Raw genomic sequence first — 20,137 nt, forward strand, 5'->3', positions numbered from 1 at the left:
GAAGAACGCAAGGTTCACCCTGGGCCCGATCGGGTAGGAGCACGGCCAGGTTCGCTCCGCGATCGTCGGGAGCGGCGTAGCGTGGTCAGCCCGGCACGAAGGAGTGCGATGCGACGACGACGGGTCGCTGCCATGAGCGCAGCCATCGCCCTGGTTGCCACGGGTCTGTCCGCGTGCGCCGGATCCTCGGCGCGGCCGGCCGACAGGCTGCTGGTCTGGAGCCTGGAGGCCCAGCCGGACCGGGTGGCCGTGCAGCAGCGGATGCTGGCCGCCTTCACCAAGGCCACCGGCATCAGGACCGAGCTGGTCGCCGTCGACGAGGGCCAGCTGCCGCAGCTGATCGCGAGCGCCGCGCAGACCGGTGACCTGCCCGACGTCGTGGGCTCGCTCCCCCTCGGCTTCGTCCGCCAGCTCGACCACTTCGACGTCCTCGACCGCAGCGTCGCGACGCAGGTGCTGGACCGGCTCGGTCGCGGCACGTTCGCCCCTCGCACCGTGCAGATGGTCACCGAGGGCAGGCAGGCGCTGGCGGTGCCGTCGGACGGGTGGGCGCAGGTGCTGGTCTACCGCAAGGACCTGTTCCAGCAGGCGGGGCTGCCCGCACCGACCACCTACGACGCGATGATGCGGGCCGCGACCCGTCTCACCACCGGGAAGCAGTACGGCATCAGCATCGCCACCGACCCGGCCGACGTCTTCACCCAGCAGACCTTCGAGTCGCTCGCGCTCGGCAACGGGTGCCAGCTCATCGACGCCAAGGGCACGGCGCAGATCGACTCGCCGCGCTGCCTGCGCACGTGGCGCACCTACCGGCAGCTGGCCGGCAAGGTCTCACCCGAGGGCCTGCAGGACGTCGACTCCACCCGCGCCAGCTACTTCGCCGGCCAGTCGGCGATGGTGCTGTGGTCGACCTTCATCCTGGACGAGCTGGCCGGGCTGCGCAACGACGCCGTCCCGACCTGCGGCCCGTGCAAGAGGGACAAGACCTGGCTGGCCAAGCACAGCGGGGTGGTCACCGCGATCACCGGGCCCGACGGCGGCAGCGGCGGTTTCGGGGAGGTGTCCTCGTGGGCCGCGATCAAGGGCGGCAACACCAAGGGCGCCGCCGCGCTGATGGGCTACGCCCTGGGCCCGGGGTACACGACCTGGCTCGGCATGGCCCCCGAGGGCAAGTTCCCCGCCCGGCTCGGCCCGCAGCCGGGCTCGCGCCAGTACGTCCAGGACTGGTCGCGGCTGAAGTCCGGTGTCGACACCAAGAAGGTGCTCAGCACGGTGTACGACGCGCAGACCATGCAGCAGGTGACCGGCGTCTGGGACCACTTGGACCGCTGGGCGATCCCCGAGAACCAGGGCGCGGTCCTTGGTCCCACCTCGGCCGAGCTGCCGATCGCCAAGGCGGTCGCGGAGATGTCCAACGGGTCGCAGTCCGCCGACGGCGCAGCCCGCGACGCGCGGGACGCGGTCGATGAGATCGCGACCTCGGTGAGCTGAGGAGGCCGACCATGAGCTCTCGGGCACTCGACGCGCCGGACCGGCAGGACGACACCGCATCCCCACCCGTGCGCCCTCCGCGCCGCAACCGGCTGCGGCGCAAGGAGAACCGCGACGGTCTGCTGATGGTCGGCCCGACCGTCGTCATCGTCGTGGCGGTCGTGGTCATCCCGGTGCTGTGGAACATCGTGCTGGCCTTCCAGCACCTGTCCTTCCTGGAGATCCGCGACGCCAGCCCGTTCCGGCCGTTCACGCTGGACAACTTCCGCGAGGTCCTCGGGGCTCGCGGGTTCTGGGCGTCGCTGCGGACCACCGTCGTGTACAGCATCGGCGCCACCCTCGGCTCCATCGCCCTCGGCCTGGTCGCGGCGCTCGCCCTGCGCGACTCCTTCCGCGGCCGCGGCCTCGTACGGGCCGCCATGCTCCTGCCGTACGTCGCACCCGTGGTCGCGGTGACCTTCGTCTGGCAAGTCCTGCTCAACCCGCAGTTCGGCATCGTCAACGCCTGGGGCCAGCGCTACCTCGGTTGGGACCACCCGCAGGACTTCCTCGGCACCGAGCCGAACGCCCTGCTGACGGTCATCGCGTTCGAGATCTGGCGCTACTTCCCGTTCGCGTTCATGTTCCTGATCGCGCGGCTGCAGGCCGTGCCCGGCGACGTCATCGAGGCCGCCGTCGTCGACGGCGCCACGCCGTGGCAGCGTTTCCGATACATCATCCTGCCCGAGCTCGCCTCGGTGATCGCGCTGCTGACGGTGCTGCGCCTGATCATGACGTTCAACAAGTTCGACGACGTCTACCTGCTGACCGGCGGCACGGCCGGTACGGAGGTCGTCGCCGTCCGCGTCTTCAACTACCTGACCGGCCGGTTCGACGCCGGCAGCGCCGCCGCCCAGGCGGTCGTGCTCTCGCTGGTGATGGCGGTCTTCCTGCTGATCTACCTCAAGTGGCTGGCCCGGACCGAGAGCGAGGAGTCATGAGTCGGCACGCACTGCAGGAGCGCGTCTTCGGCATCGGTCGCTGGGTCGTCATCGCGCTGCTGCTGGTGGTGACGCTGTTCCCGTTCCTCTACATGGTGCTGCTGTCGTTCGTCCCGATCGAGCGCCTGCTGGAGGACCCCGCGCGGCTGTGGTACCCGCTGAAGGACTTCACCACCGACACCTACCGCACCGTCCTGAAGCCCGAGGACGAGGGCGGCCAGGGGTTCACAGCCTTCATCCGCAACTCGCTGATCGTCGCCGGCCTGGCCACGATCATCACCCTGGTGGTGTCGATCCTCGGCGCGTACGCCGTCGCCCGGCTGAGCTTCTTCGGGCGCCGGACGATCAGCGCGCTGTTCCTGTCGGTCTACCTCTTCCCGGTCATCGTGCTGGCCATCCCGCTGGTGATCCTGTTCTCCAAGGTCGGGCTGGCCGGCTCCCTGGTCGGGCTGATGCTGGTCTACGTCGTGCAGACGATCCCGATCTCGATCCACATGCTGCGCAACTACTTCAGGACGATCCCGCAGAGCGTCGAGGAGTCCGCGGCCATCGACGGCGCCGGCCGGTTCCAGGTCCTCACCCGGATCACGCTCCCGCTCGCGATGCCCTCGATCATGTCGACCGCCCTGTTCGTCTTCATGATCGCCTGGAACGAGTTCCTCTTCGCGCTGCTGTTCCTGGCCGCCAAGCGCGAGGACTGGACCGTCTCGCTCGGGCTGTCGCAGCTGGCCAACGGCGTCGAGGTGCCCAAGACCGTCCTGATGGCCGGGTCCGTCGTGCTGACCCTGCCGATCATCGTGCTGTACCTGGCGGCGGAGCGCTGGCTCACCGAGGGCCTGACCAGCGGCGCCGACAAGGGCTGACCCTCCTCCGGCGCCAACGTACCGCGGGTACGCGAAAGGGCCCGAGTCCATGCGGACTCGGGCCCTTCCTCGCGCTGCCTCAGCAGCGTGAGATCACTTCAGGATCTTGACGACCCGGCCGGCGCCGACGGTACGGCCGCCCTCGCGGATGGCGAAGCGCAGGCCCTCCTCCATGGCGATGGGCTGGATGAGCTCGACGCGCATGTCGGTGTTGTCACCCGGCATGACCATCTCGACACCCTCGGGCAGGTGCACGACACCGGTGACGTCCGTGGTCCGGAAGTAGAACTGCGGACGGTAGTTGTCGTAGAACGGCGTGTGACGGCCACCCTCGTCCTTGCCCAGGATGTAGACCTGAGCCTCGAACTCGGTGTGCGGGGTGATCGAGCCCGGCTTCACGACGACCTGGCCGCGCTCGACGTCCTCGCGCTTGGTGCCGCGCAGCAGCAGACCGACGTTCTCGCCCGCGCGACCCTCGTCGAGCAGCTTGCGGAACATCTCGATGCCCGTGACGGTGGTCTTCTGCGACGCCTCGCGGATGCCGACGATCTCGACCTCCTCGTTGACGTTCAGGACGCCACGCTCGATACGACCGGTGACGACGGTGCCACGACCGGTGATCGTGAAGACGTCCTCGATCGGCATCAGGAAGGGCTTCTCGATGTCGCGGACCGGGTCCGGGATGGACTCGTCGACCGCGTCCATGAGCTCCTCGACCGTCTTGGTCCACTCCGGGTCGCCCTCGAGCGCCTTCAGAGCCGAGACCTTGACGACCGGCGCGTTGTCACCGTCGAACTCCTGGCTCGACAGCAGCTCGCGGACCTCCATCTCGACGAGCTCGAGGATCTCCTCGTCGTCGACCATGTCGGCCTTGTTCAGCGCCACCAGGATGTAGGGCACGCCCACCTGGCGGGCGAGCAGAACGTGCTCGCGGGTCTGCGGCATCGGGCCGTCGGTGGCGGCGACCACGAGGATCGCGCCGTCCATCTGAGCCGCACCGGTGATCATGTTCTTCACGTAGTCGGCGTGACCCGGAGCGTCGACGTGGGCGTAGTGACGCGCCTCGGTCTCGTACTCCTGGTGGGAGACGTTGATCGTGATACCGCGCTGCTTCTCCTCGGGCGCGTTGTCGATCTCGTCGAACGCCGACGCCTTGTTGAGCGTCGGGTACTTGTCCGCCAGCACCTTGGTAATGGCAGCCGTCAGCGTCGTCTTACCGTGGTCGACGTGACCGATGGTGCCGATGTTGACGTGCGGCTTGGTCCGCTCGAACTTGGCCTTAGCCACTGGGGTCCTCCTTCAAGGACTGTTTCGGACGCCGGGGCGGCGCCGGATGGGGTTTCTCTTTCCTTACCGGTGGGCTGACGCGAGGATACGCGTCACTCGCCCCGGATCTTCTTGATGATCTCCTCCGCGACGTTCCGGGGAACCTCGGCGTAGGAGTCGAACTGCATCGTGTAGTTGGCACGACCCTGGGTCTTGGACCGCAGGTCACCGACATACCCGAACATCTCCGACAGCGGAACCAGGCCCTTGACGACCTTCGCACCGCTGATGTCCTCCATGGCCTGGATCTGGCCACGGCGGGAGTTGATGTCGCCGATCACGTCGCCCATGTAGTCCTCGGGCGTACGGACCTCGACGGCCATCATCGGCTCGAGCAGGACCGGGTCGGCCTTGCGCACAGCCTCCTTGAGGACCATCGAACCGGCGATCTTGAACGCCATCTCCGAGGAGTCGACGTCGTGGTACGCACCGTCGAGCAGGATCGCCTTGACGCCCACCAGCGGGTAGCCCGCGAGCACACCCAGCTGCATCGCGTCCTGGATACCGGCGTCGACCGACGGGATGTACTCGCGCGGGATGCGGCCACCGGTGACGGCGTTCTCGAACTCGTACAGCTCGCCCTCGGAGGTGTCCAGCGGCTCGAAGGTGACCTGCACCTTCGCGAACTGGCCGGAACCACCGGTCTGCTTCTTGTGCGTGTAGTCGTACTTCTGCACCGCGCGGCGGATCGTCTCGCGGTAGGCGACCTGCGGGGCACCGACGTTCGCCTCGACCTTGAACTCCCGCTTCATGCGGTCGACCAGGATGTCGAGGTGGAGCTCGCCCATACCGCCGATGACGGTCTGGCCGGTCTCCTCGTCCAGGTGGACGGAGAAGGTCGGGTCCTCCTGCGCGAGCTTCTGGATCGCGGTGGAGAGCTTCTCCTGGTCACCCTTGGTCTTGGGCTCGATCGCCACGTGGATGACCGGCTCCGGGAAGCTCATCGACTCCAGGACGATCTGGTCGTTCGGGTCGCACAGCGTGTCGCCGGTCGTGGTGTCCTTCAGACCGATGGCCGCGTAGATGTGGCCGGCCACGGCCTCGTCGACCGGGTTCTCCTTGTTGGCGTGCATCTGGAACAGCTTGCCGACGCGCTCCTTCTTGCCCTTCGTGGAGTTCACGACGGCGCTGCCGGCGGCGATGCGGCCGGAGTACACGCGGATGAAGGTCAGCGTTCCGAAGAACGGGTGCGAGGCGACCTTGAAGGCCAGGGCCGAGAACGGCTCGTCCTTGCTCGGCGCGCGAGTGATCTCCTCGTCCTCGGCACCCGGCTTGTGACCGACCATCGGCGGCACGTCCATCGGCGAGGGCAGGTAGTCGATGACCGCGTCCAGCATCGGCTGCACACCGCGGTTCTTGAAGGCCGAGCCGCACAGGATCGGGTAGAGCTCGGAGTTGACGGTGAGCTTGCGGATGCCGGCCTTGATCTCGGCAACGCTCAGCTCCTCGCCACCGAGGTACTTCTCCATCAGGTCATCGTCGGCCTCGGCCACGCGCTCGACCAGGGCCTGGTGGTACTCCTGCGCCTTGTCCTGCAGGTCCGCCGGGATCTCCTGGATCTCGTACTTGGCGCCCATGGTGACGTCACCCTTGGCGTCACCCGGCCACACCAGCGCGCGCATCTCGATCAGGTCGACGACACCGACGAAGTCGTTCTCGGAACCGATCGGGAGCTGCAGCACCAGCGGCTCGGCGCCGAGGCGGTCCTTGACCGTCTGCACGGTGAAGTAGAAGTCGGCACCCATCTTGTCCATCTTGTTGACGAACGCGATGCGGGGGACGTCGTACTTGTCCGCCTGACGCCACACGGTCTCGGACTGGGGCTCGACGCCCTCCTTGCCGTCGAAGACGGCGACGGCACCGTCGAGGACGCGCAGCGAGCGCTCGACCTCGACCGTGAAGTCCACGTGACCGGGGGTGTCGATGATGTTGATCTGGTTGTTGTTCCAGAAGCTGGTCACCGCGGCAGAGGTGATCGTGATGCCGCGCTCCTTCTCCTGCTCCATCCAGTCGGTCGTGGACGCACCGTCGTGCGTCTCACCGATCTTGTGGTTGACGCCGGTGTAGAAGAGGATGCGCTCGGTGGTCGTGGTCTTACCGGCATCGATGTGCGCCATGATGCCGATGTTGCGGACCTTCTTCAGGTCAGTCAGCACGTCCTGTGCCACGGTGGTCTCTCATCTCTTCGTCGTTGTTCTGATGCCGAGTGATCGGTCGGTGCCGGCCGAGACCGGCGGGTGACCCGCCGCCCGGACCGCCGTCACATGACAGCCGCCCGGGCGACGGAACGCGTCACCAGCGGTAGTGCGCGAAGGCCTTGTTGGACTCGGCCATCTTGTGGGTGTCCTCACGGCGCTTCACCGCGGCACCCAGGCCGTTGGAGGCGTCGAGGATCTCGTTCATGAGGCGCTCGGTCATGGTCTTCTCACGGCGCTGCCGGGAGTAGCCGACCAGCCAGCGCAGCGACAGGGTGGTCGCGCGGCCGGGCTTGACCTCGATCGGGACCTGGTAGGTCGCACCGCCGACGCGGCGGGACTTGACCTCCAGGGCCGGCTTGACGTTGTCCAGCGCGCGCTTGAGCGTGACGACCGGGTCCGTGCCGGTCTTGTCCTTGCAGCCCTCGAGGGCGCCGTAGACGATGCGCTCGGCGGTGGACTTCTTGCCGTCCATCAGGATCTTGTTGACCAGCTGGGTCACCAGCGGCGAGCCGTAGACCGGGTCGACGACCAGGGGGCGCTTCGGAGCAGGGCCCTTACGAGGCATTACTTCTTCTCCTTCTTGGCGCCGTAGCGGCTACGGGACTGCTGGCGGCCCTTGACACCCTGGGTGTCGAGCGAGCCGCGGATGATCTTGTAGCGCACACCCGGCAGGTCCTTCACACGACCACCGCGCACGAGCACGATCGAGTGCTCCTGCAGGTTGTGCCCGACGCCCGGGATGTAGGCCGTGACCTCGATGCCCGAGGTGAGCTTCACGCGCGCGACCTTGCGCAGCGCGGAGTTCGGCTTCTTGGGCGTGGTGGTGTAGACGCGCGTGCAGACGCCGCGTCGCTGGGGGCTGCCCTTCAGGGCCGGGGTGGAGACCTTGGTGGTCTTGTCCTGGCGACCCTTGCGGACGAGCTGGTTGATGGTAGGCAACCTGTTCTCCGACCTTGTCGTTGTCTTGTCGTGTCAGCGGGATGGCGACATCCCGCTGGACTCCTTGTCTTTTCGGCCCTCCCCGACCCACGAGGTCGGGAGTGTCGGACCGGTGCCCTCCCCTGCACTCCGTACGGGGTGAACCCGCAGGCGCCCGGCGAGGGAGTGTGCTGACCATCGGCACCTCGAGCCGAGAGGCCCGGGAACCGGTGGCTGGGCATGGAGAGACCCACGCACAAGCGTCCAGCGTAGCGGCCCGCCAGAGGGCGTCCAAATCGCGGGCCGTCCCCGGCAACGGCACACCCCGCAGGCGACAACGGCCTGCGGGGTGTGGTCATTCCCACGCCGGGGCGGGGAGGTGGTGAAGCCTGCTTATCGCGCCGGGCGGACCTGCACGGTGACCTTCTCGGGCGCCGGGCGCCGCTCGAGGCTCGTGGACGCCGGCGTCCGCGCGTTCGTCCCCTTCGCCGCGGGGTTCATCGCCGCGTCGGTGGCGTCCCAGCGACCGGTGACGTCCTCGATGAGGTCGACCGAGCCGTACCCGTTGTACGCGCTGACCTCACCGCTCTGGGTGGTGTCGTTCCAGCCCAGCATCGTCGACATGCCGTTGGACCGGTTGATGCCCTTGGCGACGTTGAGGTTGCTGGTCGTGGGTCGCGTGACCATCCCGTCCCATTGCGTGACGTAGGTGCCCGAGGTCGCGTTCGCGGCGGTGATCGTGCCCTCGATCGCGGCGGTGCGCTCGGCGTCGTACGCGGCGGCGATCTTCGTGAACGCCCGGGTCGAGCCCGTGCCGAGCTGGCCCTTCGGACCACCCAGGCCGCTGCGGGTGTCGATGACGCGGGTCGGGGTCATGGCCACGTGCTTGAGGCCCAGACCTGCCGGGTCTGCGAAGTAGGTTCCCTGGACGTCGGTCAGGACGTCCACCGCGGTCTGGCTGGTGTTGACGACCGAGAACTCGTACGTACCGGCCTCCTGACCGGGACGCACCGGCAGCACGGTGAGGACCGGCGCGACCTCGCCCTTGGCGAAGTTGACCACCGACGTGCTGGACACGGTGCCGTCCGCCCCGCGCGCCGTGAGCCACCCGCCGCCGGCCGCGTTGAGCGCGGTGAGGTTCACCTGGACGGCAGTGGGCACCTCGTTGTCCGCCGAGCTCTCGTAGGCGAAGTCGAAGACCAGCTCGTCGTCGGGCTGCAGCTTGCCCGTTCCGTCCGACCGGGTGTCGCCCCAGCGCTCCGGGTCCGACGGCACGAACACCGAGCCCAGCGCGGCCGTGGACGTCGCGTCGGAGTACCAGCCGAGCACGTCGACCGCGAGGTTCACGTCGGTGCTGCCGGCGTACAGGCTGATCGAGCCGTCGGCGCCCAGCGGGAGGGTGACGGTGGTCGCCCCGGTCCAGCCGGCCGGGAAGTTCAGGACCGACGTCGTCGGCCGGGTGGTGCCCGAGGGGTAGGCCGTGACCCAGCCCTTGGCCGAGGCCTTGATCGCGGTGAGGCTGACGACGACCGCGGACACCCCGCTGGTCGGGACGCCGCCCTGACCCGCGACCTTGAGCGTCGCCGTCTTGCCGGCGAGCAGCGTGGCCTTCGGCAGGCCGAGGCCGGTGCGCGAGTCGGCGATGCGGGCCGAGCTGAGCTGGTGGAACAGACCGTCGTTGGACACACCGGCCGCGCGGGCGGGCGCCGTGGCGCCGGAGGCCAGGAGCGCGGCGGCAGTGAGGGCGACGGTGGCAGCGCAGATGCGCTTCATGGGGATCCCCCGGAGGATGTGATGTCGCGGTGGCGACGAGGCGAAGATGCGCTCCGATGCGCAGCGCGCGCTCACTGTAGGGTCTGCCGACGTCGCGCGCGGCGTCGTGACCCAACCGTGATGGCTCGCCGCCGCAGCCGATCGTGGTCCGACGGCCGCTGGATCCGTTGCTACCGTGGCGAGTGCCCCGCCCGATGAGGAGAACCGTGAACGCGGCAGTCGAGACCACGCCCCAGTCCACCAGCACGTCACGACAGCTCGTCGGCTTCGCCGTGGTGGGCGTGCTGGGGTTCGCGACGGACGTCGGCGGGTTCAACCTGCTGCGCTTCGCCGGCGGCGAGGGCCCGCTGCACGACTACCCGCTGACCGCGAAGATCGTCTCCGGTGTCGCGGCCACCGTCGTCGCCTGGCTCGGGAACCGGTACTGGACCTTCCGGCACAGCCGGCGCGCGGCCAAGCACCGCGAGTTCCTGCTGTTCGCCGCCGTCGCCGTCATGGGCACGCTCATCGCCCTGGGCTGCCTGTGGATCTCCCACTACCTGCTCGACCTGCGCTCACCGCTCGCGGACAACATCTCCGCCAACGGCATCGGCCTGGTCCTGGCCACCGTCTTCCGGTTCTGGGCCTACCGGGCGCACGTCTTCAGCGAGCACGGTGACCACAGCTCGCTGAGCGAGCTCGCGGAGCACGGCCACCACCACGCCGACTCCGAGGAGACGACGAAGCCGGCCGACGCGGACGGATGAGACCGCCTCGCGCCGACCGGCCGGAGGAGGTGTCGCTCAGCGCGAACGGGCGCGCAGACCGCGGTGACTCCCCCGCGGCGTCTGCAGTCCCTGCCGCAGCCGGCCGGCGCGGGCCCGCATCTTGAACGTGAGCGCGATCATCTCGCTCCCGAGCGAGATCGTCTTGCCGAGCTCGCCGGTGACGGAGGAGACCCCGACGCGGGGGTGGTAGTTCACCGGCACCTGCACCATGCGCGCTCGCGTGATGACGCTGAGCAGCAGCATCTCCAGGCCGTACGCGGACCCGTCCAGCTCCGAGCGGTCCAGGATGCTCTGGGCCTGCTCCTTGGTCATGATCCGGAAGGTGCAGCCCACGTCGGAGAGGTAGGTCGTGTTGTAGAGGCCCTCGATCAGCTTCGCGACGCCCCAGTTGCCCCACTGCAGGAACCAGCCCATGTTCGCGCCGTCCCAGATGAAGTTGGACACGGTGCGTGAGCCGATGACGATGTCGCACTCGGACATGAACGCCAGCAGCTTGGTCAGGTCGGCCGGGTCGAACGTGCCGTCCGGCTCGCAGACCGCGATGAGGTCGGTGTCCGCCTCGCGCAGGCCCCGCTTGATGGCGGCGCCGTACCCCTGGGTCGTCTCGATGATCTCCTTGGCGCCGGTCGTGGCGACCTCCTCGGAGGTGCCCGCCGCGGCGTTGTTGTTGATCACGATGACCTGGTCGACCTCGGGCAGCGCCTCGAAGCGGCGGATGCACTCCGCGATGCTGTCCTTCTCGTTGTAGGTCGGCAGGACGACGGAGATGGTCTTGTCACGCCACACGGGTCATCACTTCTTCGGGTTGGCGACGACCAGCATCTGGCCGGCGAGCGGTTTGACGGGCGAGCGCAGGTACCACGGCACCAGGAAGGTCAGGCCCGAGCCCTTGGACTTCAGCGTGAGCGGCATGAACTTGGGGTACGCCTGCTCGATCGTCCAGCCCTCGGAGACGAGGTAGTCCTGCAGCGACTGGTCGGTGTAGACGGCCACGTGAGTGAAGTCGTCGAAGTAGCGCCCCGGGTTGAGCCGGAAGTTCGGCTGCATCAGGATCAGCCGGCCGCCCGGGCGCAGGACCCGGCGCGCCTCGGCCAGGAGCGGGCCCGACTGGTCGCGCTGCAGGTGCTCCAGCAGGTTGCTGGCGAACACGACGTCGAAGCTGCCGTCCTCGAAGCGGGACAGGTCGGTGCAGTCACCGACCACCGCGGTGACACCGTCCTTCGCGGCCTTCTCCACGGTCGCGTCGATGTCCATCGCGACGACCCGCCGGGCGCGGATGTGGTTGGAGAAGTCGCACCAGCCGGCGCCGAGCTCGAGCACGTCGTCGTCCGGACCGACCCAGCGCGCGAAATACTCGCACAGGTGGCGCCAGACCTGCTCACGGCTGGCGTTCTGGGCCAGCCTCGTCTCGAAGTAACCCGGTGCGTAGACGCCAGCATTCTCGGGCGAGGGGGATTCGGGCATAGAAGGTCCACTCCGGTGCCGGGGGCGAAGGTCGCCCCGGACACTAACAGGCCCGTCGTCACCGAAAGGACATCCGGCGCCCGTAGACTGCCCGCCGTTGCGGGCCACGGTGCTGCGCACTCCTTTCCTCATCGACTGCCGAGGTCTCGACGAAACCCATGAGCACGCTTGCGCCCACCCGACCTGCCGTGACCACGGCACCCGAGCGCCCGGCCGCGAGCCGTGCCAACCTCCTCAGCGCGGCGGTGCTGCTGCTCGCCCTCGCGGCGTACCTGCTGTACGCGGTCCGGGCCGGCCTCCCGGTCACGCACGCGCTCGCCGCCGCCGCGATGATCGCGCTGACGCAGGTCCTGCCGGGCGCCCTGGTGTGGCGGTCCATCCGGCCGTTGGACGGCTGGCTCGTCGAGGACGTGGTCATGGGCTTCGCCGTCGGCGTGGCCCTCGCCGTACCGGTCCAGATCGTCGCCGGGTTGAGCCACCAGCGCTGGCTCGCGATCGTGCTACCGCTGCTGGTCGCGGTCGTCCTGCTGCTGGTCCCCGTCACCCGGCGCCGCATCACGCAGGCGCGCTGGACGGGCCTGCCCTGGTGGTTCGTCCCCGTGACGTCGCTGGTCAGCATCCTGTTCTTCCCGCAGCTGCGGTCCTACTTCACCGCGAACCGGCTCACCTGGGGCGACAGCCTCGGGCAGCCCCACATCGACACCTACCTGCACCAGGCGCTCGCCTCCCAGCTGCTGAACCGCGGCCCGGGGAGCTGGCCGACGGTCCTGGGTGAGGACCTCGGCTACCACTGGTTCGGCCACGCCTGGATCGCCCAGGTCACGGCATCGTCCGGCGTCGGTCTCGACGAGGTCCTGATGCGGGTGCTGCCGTCCCTGATGCCGCTGACCCTCGTCCTCACGGTCGCCTTCCTCGCCCTGCGGCTGAGCCGTACGCCGTGGGTGGCCGTCCTCGCCGTCGTCATCACCGTCGTCGGCAGCCAGGGCAACATGCTCGCCCGGTCCACCAGCTCGCTGCCGCTCACGCCGGAGTCGCCGACCCTCGGCCTGGGCGTGCCCACGCTGCTGGCGCTGGTGCTCGTCCTCACCATGCGCTGGCGTGGCGAGGCGCGCACCGGCGCGTTCGTCCTGGTGCCGCTGTTCGCGGTCGTCGCGTCCGGCACCAAGGGGTCGACGGCCCCGCTGGTCGTCGCCGGACTCGCGCTCGCGCTGGTCGCGATGATGCTGTGGAATCGGAGCCTGGTCCGGCCGGTGCTCATCGACCTGGTGGTCGTCACGGCGTGCCTCGGCGCGGTCGTGGTGCTGGTGTTCCACGGGTCGAGCGCCGGTCTCGCGCTCAACCCGAACGAGGCGGCCGAGCAGACGGCCTACGCCGACTGGCTCGGCAGCCTGGACTCCGACGTGGTGCTGCGGCTCATCGGCGTGCTCGCCGTGCTGGGCGGCCTGACCCGGGCCGCGCTCACCTTCGTCCTCCCGTTCAGCCGGACGGCGCGCCTCGATCCCCTCACCTGGCTGCTGGTCGGCGCGTCGGTGGCGGGTGCGGGGGCAGTGGCGATCTTCTCCCACCCGGGTCACAGCCAGGGCTACTTCCTGCTGACCGTGATCCCGCTCGCGGCGACCGGCTCGGCACTCGGTGCCCAAAAGCTGCTCGAGGTGCTCGGTCCCCGTGCCCTGGCCGGCGTGCTGGTCGTCGGCGTCCTCGGCGGTGCGGCGGTGTTCGGGCTGCCGACGATGGTGACCGGCCGGCTGGTCCCCGACGACGGACGGGTCCTGACGCTGCAGGTCGTGATCGCCGTCGTCGTCGTCGTCCTCGCTGCCGTGGCCGGATACCTCGTCGCCGCGGACGGTACGTCGCGGACGGCGTCGGCAGCGGCCTCGGTCGCCGTGGCCGGCCTGTTCACCGGCGTCCTCGCCTTCCAGGGCGCGGTCTCGGGGATCGCGCCCACCGTGACCACACGGGTCCTGCCGACCTCACAGCTGGCGACGTCCCAGGGCGAGATCGACACCGCACGCTTCATCCGTGACCACTCGGGCGTCGACGACCTGGTGATGACCAACCGCCACTGCACGACGCTGCGACCGCCGTTCGACGGCTGTGACAGCCGGCGCTGGCTGGTCACCGCCTTCTCCGAGCGGCAGCTGCTCGTGGAGGGCTGGACCGCCACGCCCCGTGCCACCAAGATCGCCCCGCACGGCCGGGACTCGGTGACCGTCGACTACTGGAAGCCGGAGATCCTGCGCCTCAACGACGGGTTCATCGCGGCACCGACGGAGGCGGCCCGGGACCGCCTGTGGGCCCTGGGCGTCCGCTGGGTCTACGCCGAGTCGCGCATGCCGCACGCCCAGAACCCCGGCCCGTACGCCACCGTGCGCTACCGCGCCGAGGACGGCACCGCCAGCGCCTGGCAGCTGCAGCCGCCGAGCCGGGGCTGAGCCCCGGCGCCGACGAGCGGCCCGGGCGCCTCAGCGCGCCGGGGCCCGCTCGGACAGCGACTCGGTGAAGGCCCGGCACTCCTCGTACGAAGGCAGCAGGCCCTGGTCGGCGGCCTCCTGCAGCGTCGGCGCCGCCGCGTCCTTCGCCGAGAGGGAGGCGACGACGCCGTCGGGCAGCTCGAGCCCGACGGCGGGGTCGAGCGGGTGGATGCCGTGCTCGCGCTCGGGGTTGTAGGCGGCGCTGCACAGGTAGTGGGCGGTCGAGCCGTCCTCGAGCGCGCACAGCGCGTGACCCAGCCCCTCGGACAGGTAGACCGCACGCCGGTCGGCGGTGTCCAGCAGGACGCTCTCCCACTGGCCGAACGTCGGCGAGCCGACCCGGATGTCCACGACGAAGTCGAGGAAGGCGCCCGAGAGCGCCGTGACGTACTTGGCCTGGGACGGCGGGACGTCGGCGAAGTGGATGCCCCTGACCGTGCCCCGCGAGGACACCGACACGTTCGTCTGGACGACCTCCATCCGGTGGCCGGTGAGCTCGGCGAGCCGGTCGCCGCGGAACGCCTCGAGGAACACGCCTCGGTCGTCCGGGAACTGCCGGGGCGTCACGACGTACGCGCCCTCGATCCGCAGGGGGCGGATGTCCATCAGAAGTCCTTCCCGTTCTTCAGCAGCAGGTGCAGGTAGACGCCGTAGCCGCTCTTGAGCTGGGCGTCGGCGAGCTCGGCCAGGCGCGCGTCGTCGATCCAGTCGTTGCGCCAGGCGATCTCCTCGGGGCACCCGATCTTCTGACCCTGCCGGGCCTCGACGACGTGCACGAACTGGCTGGCCTCGATCAGGCCGTCGAACGTGCCGGTGTCAAACCAGGCCGTCCCGCGCGGGAGGGTGGTGACGGTCAGCTGCTCGCGGCGCAGGTACTCGGTGTTGACGGCCGTGATCTCCAGCTCGCCGCGGTCGCTCGGCGTGAGGTTGCGGGCGATCTCGACCACGTCGTTGTCGTAGAAGTACAGGCCGGGCACGGCGAACGCGGACCGCGGCCGCAGCGGCTTCTCCTCGATGGAGAGCACCTGGCCGGACTCGGAGAACTCCACGACGCCGTACGCGGTGGGGTCGGCGACGTGGTAGGCGAAGATGTGGCCGCCCTCGACGTCGAGGTTGGCGGCCAGCTGGGTGCCGAGCCCGGGGCCGAAGAACAGGTTGTCCCCGAGGACGAGGGCGACCTTCTCGTCGCCGATGAAGTCGGCCCCCAGCAGGAACGCCTGCGCCAGCCCCTCGGGGCGGGGTTGCACGGCGTACTCCAGCCGGACCCCCCACTGCTGCCCGTCGCCGAGCAGCCGCTGGAACTGCTCCTGGTCGTGCGGGGTCGTGATGATCAGGATGTCGCGGATGCCCGCCATCATCAGGGTCGCGATCGGGTAGTAGACCAGCGGCTTGTCGTACACGGGGACGAGCTGCTTGCTGATCCCGCGCGTGATCGGGTGCAGGCGCGTGCCGGATCCCCCAGCCAGAACGATGCCTCTCATGGGCCCGCAGCCTATCCACACCGGGCCGATAGCCTTCGGCCCATGAGACTGCTCGTCACCGGTGGGGCCGGCTTCATCGGTTCCAACTTCGTCCTCCGCGTCCTCGACCAGCGCCCCGACTGGGCGGTGACGGTGCTCGACGCGATGACGTACGCGGCCAACCCCGAGACGCTGCAGCCGGTGGCCGACCGGGTCCGCGTCATCGAGGGCTCGATCACCGACGCCGACCTGGTGGACGGCCTGGTCGCCGAGCACGACGTGGTGGTGCACTTCGCCGCCGAGTCCCACAACGACAACAGCCTCGACGACCCGTGGCCGTTCGTGGACACCAACGTCATCGGGACGTTCCGCATCCTGGAGGCGGTCCGCCGGCACGGCACGCGGCTGCACCACATCTCCACCGACGAGGTGTACGGCGACCTCGCGCTGGAGGACCCCGCGCGGTTCACCGAGGCGACGCCGGTCAACCCCTCCAGCCCCTACTCCGCGACCAAGGCGAGTGCCGACCTGCTGGTCCGCGCCTGGATCCGCTCGTTCGCGATCCGAGCGACGCTGAGCAACTGCTCCAACAACTACGGTCCGCGCCAGCACGTGGAGAAGTTCATCCCGCGCCAGATCACCGGCATCCTCGAGGGCGTGCGACCCAAGCTGTACGGCTCGGGCGCCAACGTGCGCGACTGGATCCACGTGGACGACCACAACGACGCGGTGATCGCGGTCATCGAGCGGGGCCGGCTCGGCGGGACGTACCTGATCGGCGCCGACGGCGAGACCAGCAACCGCGACGTCATCGCGATCCTGCTGGAGCTCACGGGCAAGCCCGCCGACTGGTACGACCACGTCGACGACCGTCCGGGCCACGACCTGCGGTACGCCATCGACTCGAGCAAGCTGCGCGCTGAGACCGGGTGGGAGCCGCGCTACCGCGACCTGCGCGCGGGCCTCGCGGACACCATCGACTGGTACCGCGCGAACGAGAGCTGGTGGCGCGCGGCCAAGCTGGACGCGGAGCGCACCTACGCACGGCTGGGGCGGTGAGCGTGCGCGTCCTGCTCACCGGTGCCGGCGGCATGCTCGCCCGCGACCTGCGGCCCGCTCTGGAGGAGGCCGGGTTCGCCGCGACCGGCGCGACCCGGGCCGACCTGGACATCACCGACCCGCAGGCGTGCGCCCGTGCTGTGGCCGGTCACGACGTCGTCGTCAACGCTGCAGCGTGGACCGCCGTCGACGACGCCGAGACCCAGGAGCCGCAGGCCTTCGCCGTCAACGCCACCGGGGCCGGCAACCTCGCGCGGGCCGCTGCGCAGGCCGGGGCGGCCCTGCTGCACGTGTCCACCGACTACGTCTTCCCCGGCGACGCCCAGGTCCCCTACGCCGAGGACGCGCCCACCGCGCCGCGGTCGGCGTACGGGCGCACCAAGCTCGCCGGCGAGTGGGCCGTCCGGTCGCTGTGCCCCAGCAGCTGGGTCGTGCGGACGTCCTGGCTGTACGGCGCGGCCGGGCCGAGCTTCGTGCGCACGATCGCGCGCCTGGCCTCCGAGCGCGACGAGCTGAGCGTGGTCGACGACCAGCGCGGCCAGCCGACGTGGACGCGCGACCTCGCCGACGGGCTGACCGCCCTGATCGCCGCCCGACCGGCGTACGGGACCTACCACGCCACCGGCGCCGGGGAGACGACCTGGTTCGGGTTCGCCCGGGGGGTGCTGGAGGAGCTCGGCCTCGATCCGGCGCGGGTGCTGCCCACCACGACGGACGCGTTCCCCCGGCCCGCGCCACGACCGGCGTACAGCGTGCTCGGCCACGACGCCTGGACGGGCGCCGGCCTGGCCCGGCTGCCGGACTGGCGGGAGTCGCTCACCCGGGCGGTGCCCGAGGTCGTCGCCGGCCGCCCGACCGCCGGCTGACACCTCGACCCGGGCCGAAGCACCCGCGTGCCATCGTGGCCGGGTGCGTCCTCCCTCCCTCCCCGCCTGGCTGCGCGCGGCCCTGGCCCTCTTCGCGACCGGCTGGGGCGCGAACCACTTCGCTGCCCTTCTCCCGGTCTACCGCGCCGACGACGGCCTGTCGCAGACCGTCGTCACGTCGCTGTTCGCCGCGTACGTGCTCGGCCTGATCCCGGCCCTGCTGCTCGCCGCCGTCGTCGGACGACGCGTGGGGCACCGCCTGGTCCTCCGCTGGGTCCTCGTCGGTGCGGTCTGCGGCTCGGCGGTGCTGGCCCTCGCGGACGGCCGTCCCACGTGGCTGCTGGTCGGGCGGGTCCTGTACGGCGCCTGCATGGGAGCGGCGATGGCACCGGGGACCACCTGGGTGAAGGAGCTGTCCGCCGACGCTCCCACCGGCACCGGCGCCCGGCGCGCCGCGATCGCGATGTCCGCGGGGTTCGGTGGCGGGCCTCTGGTCAGCGGCGCGCTCGCGCAGTGGGCGCCCCTGCCACACCTCCTGCCGTACGCCGTGCACATCGCGCTCGCCGTCGTGGTCGCCGTGCTCGTCTGGAACGCGCCCCAGCCGGGCGAACCCGCGCACGGTGCGGCCCACCACGCGCCCGGTCCGGTGCGCACCCTGGCGTTCTGGACCCGGATCGCCCCGACCGCCCCGGGCGTCTTCACCTGCGCCAGCGTCGGGATCGTCGTGGTGCCGAGCCTGGTCCACGAGCAGACGCGCGGTTTGCTGGTCGCCTTCACCGGGCTCGCCGCAGGCCTCACGCTCGGCACTGGGGTCCTCGTGCAGCAGCCGGCCCGGCGGCTGGCCGCGCACGCGGCCGACCGGGTGAGCCTCCTCGGCGGTGCGGCGGCCGTCGTCGGCATCGCCGTCACCGCGGCGCTCGCCGCCCGGCCCTCGATCCCCCTCGCCATGGTCGGCTGCGTCGTGCTGGGCGCGGGCTACGGCCTCGTGCTCGTCGGCGGTCTGACGCGCGTCGAGCAGCAGGCCACGCCCTCCGCCCTGGCCATGACGAACGCCGTGTTCTACAGCCTCACCTACCTGGGCTTCTTCGTGCCGACGATCGTCTCCGTCCTGGGCGACCGCTGGTCCCTGCGCACGGTGCTGCTCGGGTTCGCCGGGCTCGCCGCCGGCTGCACGATGCTCACAGCGATCGCTTCGCGCCATGAACGCAGCGTCGCTACCGTCGCCGGCGCTGCTTGAGGTAGGCAGCGAGCTCGTCGTACTCCCCGTCGGTGTTGCCGAACAACGCGTAGTTGCGTGCGGTCTCCAACCACTCACCAACGCTGGGACGCACCGACCTGGCCGCGTCCTGGAGTCCGCGCTGAGTGATCGGCCGTACGGTGCCCGCGGCCACGGACGCCGTCATCGCCGACTCGGTCGCCTGCTCGCACACCAGCGCGAGGTCCGCCCCCGAGTACCCCTCCGTCGCCTTGGCGACCTTGGCCAGGTCGAGCGCCTCGACCGGACGTCCACGCAGGTGGTAGGCCAGGATCGCCTCGCGCGCCGGCTGGTCGGGCGGCAGCACCAGCACGCTGCGGTCGAACCGGCCCGGGCGCAGCAGCGCGGAGTCGATGTCCCACGGGTGGTTGCTCGCCGCCAGGACGAACAGTCCCTCGTTGTCGGACGCGGCGCCGTCCAGCTCGGCGAGGAGCTGGTTCACCACGCCCCGCATGGCACCGGAGTGGCGCAGCTGGGACCGCTTCTGGCCGAGGGCGTCGATCTCGTCGAAGAAGAGCAGGCAGGGCCGGTTGCGGCGGGCCGCGTCGAACACGCTGCGCAGGTTGCGCTCACTGCTGCCGATATACATGTCGAGCACGTCGGTCAGCCCGACCTCGTAGAACGCGGCTCCGAGCTCACCGGCCAGCGCCCGGGCGATGAATGTCTTACCGCAGCCGGGCGGTCCCCACAGCATCAGTCCGCCGCGTAACGACTTGCCGAACTGGGCCGTCAGCCCTGGGTTGCGGACCGGCTGGAGGAAGGAGCGCTCCAGCCGCTGCTTCACGGTCTCCAGGCCGCCGACGTCCGCGAGCGTGACGCCGGCCGCCCTGAGGTGGCCCGTCTCCGGCTCGGCGGCGGCGTCCGTGCCGCTCCACCCCTGGACCACCTCGTCGATCGTGTCCGGCACCGCGAACACCGGCTCGCCAGGCGCGGGCGGAGCCGGCGGCGAGGCGGTTGCGGGTGCGACCTCGTCGGGAGCGCCCCCGAGCGCCCGCAGCAGGCGTCCGTACGCGTCCGCGCGTGCCTGGTCCCCCTCGGCCTGGGCCGCCGCCTGCGCGACCCGCAGCGCCGGCAGGTGGTCCGGTCGTGATCCGAGCACGATCACCGACTCCGCGAGCGCTTCGCCCGTACGCTGCTCCTCGAGCAGGACCTGAGCCAGGTGCGCGCGCAGCTCGACATCGTCCGGGTCAGCGGACAGCGCCTGCCGCAGGGCCTTGATCACCGCATCCATCGCCACGCCGCGGAC

At 70.3% G+C, this 20,137-nt stretch carries 18 protein-coding genes; 8 read left to right on the forward strand and 10 right to left on the reverse strand.

Features of this window, described 5'->3' with window-relative positions; genetic code table 11:
• The first annotated feature begins 132 nt into the window (after positions 1 to 132).
• From P4R38_RS09315 to P4R38_RS09325, 3 genes are read left to right on the forward strand one after another with little or no spacing between them, the layout of a single operon-like run.
• Complete coding sequence (locus P4R38_RS09315; protein ID WP_275237695.1) at positions 133 to 1,491, forward strand: ABC transporter substrate-binding protein; 1,359 nt, start codon at positions 133 to 135, stop codon at positions 1,489 to 1,491.
• Between the two features lie 11 nt (positions 1,492 to 1,502).
• Positions 1,503 to 2,471, forward strand: coding sequence for a carbohydrate ABC transporter permease (locus tag P4R38_RS09320; protein ID WP_275237694.1), 969 nt, complete (start codon positions 1,503 to 1,505; stop codon positions 2,469 to 2,471).
• Positions 2,468 to 3,334, forward strand: a complete 867-nt coding sequence (locus P4R38_RS09325; protein ID WP_275237693.1) for a carbohydrate ABC transporter permease — start codon at positions 2,468 to 2,470, stop codon at positions 3,332 to 3,334. Before P4R38_RS09320 ends, P4R38_RS09325 begins: the two co-directional genes overlap by 4 nt.
• Positions 3,335 to 3,427: 93 nt before the next feature.
• Here the strand turns inward: P4R38_RS09325 and tuf are convergent, their stop codons facing one another.
• The 5 genes from tuf to P4R38_RS09350 all read right to left on the reverse strand — a co-directional run bounded on the left by tuf (position 3,428) and on the right by P4R38_RS09350 (position 9,549).
• The gene (tuf, locus tag P4R38_RS09330) at positions 3,428 to 4,621 is read right to left on the reverse strand and encodes an elongation factor Tu (RefSeq protein WP_275237692.1); all 1,194 of its coding nucleotides are present in this window, start codon (positions 4,619 to 4,621) and stop codon (positions 3,428 to 3,430) included.
• Positions 4,622 to 4,713: 92 nt separating this feature from the next.
• Positions 4,714 to 6,828 carry an elongation factor G gene (gene fusA / locus P4R38_RS09335; protein ID WP_275237691.1) on the reverse strand — a complete coding sequence of 705 codons (2,115 nt, stop codon included), beginning with the start codon at positions 6,826 to 6,828 and terminating at the stop codon, positions 4,714 to 4,716.
• A gap of 124 nt (positions 6,829 to 6,952) precedes the next feature.
• Positions 6,953 to 7,423, reverse strand: coding sequence for a 30S ribosomal protein S7 (gene rpsG, locus P4R38_RS09340; protein WP_275237690.1), 471 nt, complete (start codon positions 7,421 to 7,423; stop codon positions 6,953 to 6,955).
• A complete protein-coding gene (gene rpsL, locus P4R38_RS09345) occupies positions 7,423 to 7,797 on the reverse strand; it encodes a 30S ribosomal protein S12 (protein WP_275237689.1) in 375 nt (124 codons plus the stop codon). Before rpsL ends, rpsG begins: the two co-directional genes overlap by 1 nt.
• Before the next feature lie 372 nt (positions 7,798 to 8,169).
• Complete coding sequence (locus P4R38_RS09350) at positions 8,170 to 9,549, reverse strand: hypothetical protein (RefSeq protein ID WP_277191923.1); 1,380 nt, start codon at positions 9,547 to 9,549, stop codon at positions 8,170 to 8,172.
• Between the two features lie 206 nt (positions 9,550 to 9,755).
• On the opposite strand from P4R38_RS09350, the gene P4R38_RS09355 reads away from it, so the two are divergent.
• On the forward strand, positions 9,756 to 10,295 hold the full coding sequence (locus P4R38_RS09355) for a GtrA family protein (RefSeq protein ID WP_275237687.1): 540 nt from the start codon (positions 9,756 to 9,758) through the stop codon (positions 10,293 to 10,295).
• A gap of 36 nt (positions 10,296 to 10,331) precedes the next feature.
• On the opposite strand, the gene P4R38_RS09360 is transcribed toward P4R38_RS09355, so the two are convergent.
• Positions 10,332 to 11,102 (reverse strand): glycosyltransferase family 2 protein, encoded by a 771-nt coding sequence (locus P4R38_RS09360; RefSeq protein ID WP_275237686.1) that lies wholly within the window; start codon positions 11,100 to 11,102, stop codon positions 10,332 to 10,334.
• 6 nt (positions 11,103 to 11,108) lie between these two features.
• A complete protein-coding gene (locus P4R38_RS09365; protein ID WP_277191924.1) occupies positions 11,109 to 11,780 on the reverse strand; it encodes a class I SAM-dependent methyltransferase in 672 nt (223 codons plus the stop codon).
• 158 nt (positions 11,781 to 11,938) lie between these two features.
• Here P4R38_RS09365 and P4R38_RS09370 point away from each other — a divergent pair, with 158 nt between their 5' ends.
• Positions 11,939 to 14,212 carry a hypothetical protein gene (locus tag P4R38_RS09370; RefSeq protein ID WP_277191925.1) on the forward strand — a complete coding sequence of 758 codons (2,274 nt, stop codon included), beginning with the start codon at positions 11,939 to 11,941 and terminating at the stop codon, positions 14,210 to 14,212.
• Between the two features lie 30 nt (positions 14,213 to 14,242).
• On the opposite strand, the gene P4R38_RS09375 is transcribed toward P4R38_RS09370, so the two are convergent.
• Positions 14,243 to 14,857, reverse strand: coding sequence for a dTDP-4-dehydrorhamnose 3,5-epimerase family protein (locus tag P4R38_RS09375; protein ID WP_277191926.1), 615 nt, complete (start codon positions 14,855 to 14,857; stop codon positions 14,243 to 14,245).
• Positions 14,857 to 15,732, reverse strand: a complete 876-nt coding sequence (gene rfbA / locus P4R38_RS09380) for a glucose-1-phosphate thymidylyltransferase RfbA (protein WP_277191927.1) — start codon at positions 15,730 to 15,732, stop codon at positions 14,857 to 14,859. The genes P4R38_RS09375 and rfbA overlap by 1 nt, the downstream gene beginning before the upstream one ends.
• A gap of 42 nt (positions 15,733 to 15,774) precedes the next feature.
• Here rfbA and rfbB point away from each other — a divergent pair, with 42 nt between their 5' ends.
• From rfbB to P4R38_RS09395, 3 genes are read left to right on the forward strand one after another with little or no spacing between them, the layout of a single operon-like run.
• Positions 15,775 to 16,770 (forward strand): dTDP-glucose 4,6-dehydratase, encoded by a 996-nt coding sequence (rfbB, locus tag P4R38_RS09385; RefSeq protein ID WP_277191928.1) that lies wholly within the window; start codon positions 15,775 to 15,777, stop codon positions 16,768 to 16,770.
• A 2-nt stretch (positions 16,771 to 16,772) separates the two neighbouring features.
• Complete coding sequence (rfbD, locus tag P4R38_RS09390; protein ID WP_277192273.1) at positions 16,773 to 17,636, forward strand: dTDP-4-dehydrorhamnose reductase; 864 nt, start codon at positions 16,773 to 16,775, stop codon at positions 17,634 to 17,636.
• A gap of 43 nt (positions 17,637 to 17,679) precedes the next feature.
• Positions 17,680 to 18,873: an MFS transporter gene (locus P4R38_RS09395; protein ID WP_277191929.1), complete on the forward strand. Its 1,194-nt coding sequence runs from the start codon at positions 17,680 to 17,682 to the stop codon at positions 18,871 to 18,873.
• On the opposite strand, the gene P4R38_RS09400 is transcribed toward P4R38_RS09395, so the two are convergent.
• Positions 18,851 to 20,122 (reverse strand): AAA family ATPase, encoded by a 1,272-nt coding sequence (locus P4R38_RS09400; RefSeq protein ID WP_277192274.1) that lies wholly within the window; start codon positions 20,120 to 20,122, stop codon positions 18,851 to 18,853. The two genes, P4R38_RS09395 and P4R38_RS09400, sit on opposite strands and share 23 nt — an antisense overlap.
• Positions 20,123 to 20,137: the final 15 nt, after the last annotated feature.

This window comes from Luteipulveratus flavus, assembly GCF_029439465.1.
GTDB classification, from domain to species: domain Bacteria; phylum Actinomycetota; class Actinomycetes; order Actinomycetales; family Dermatophilaceae; genus Luteipulveratus; species Luteipulveratus flavus.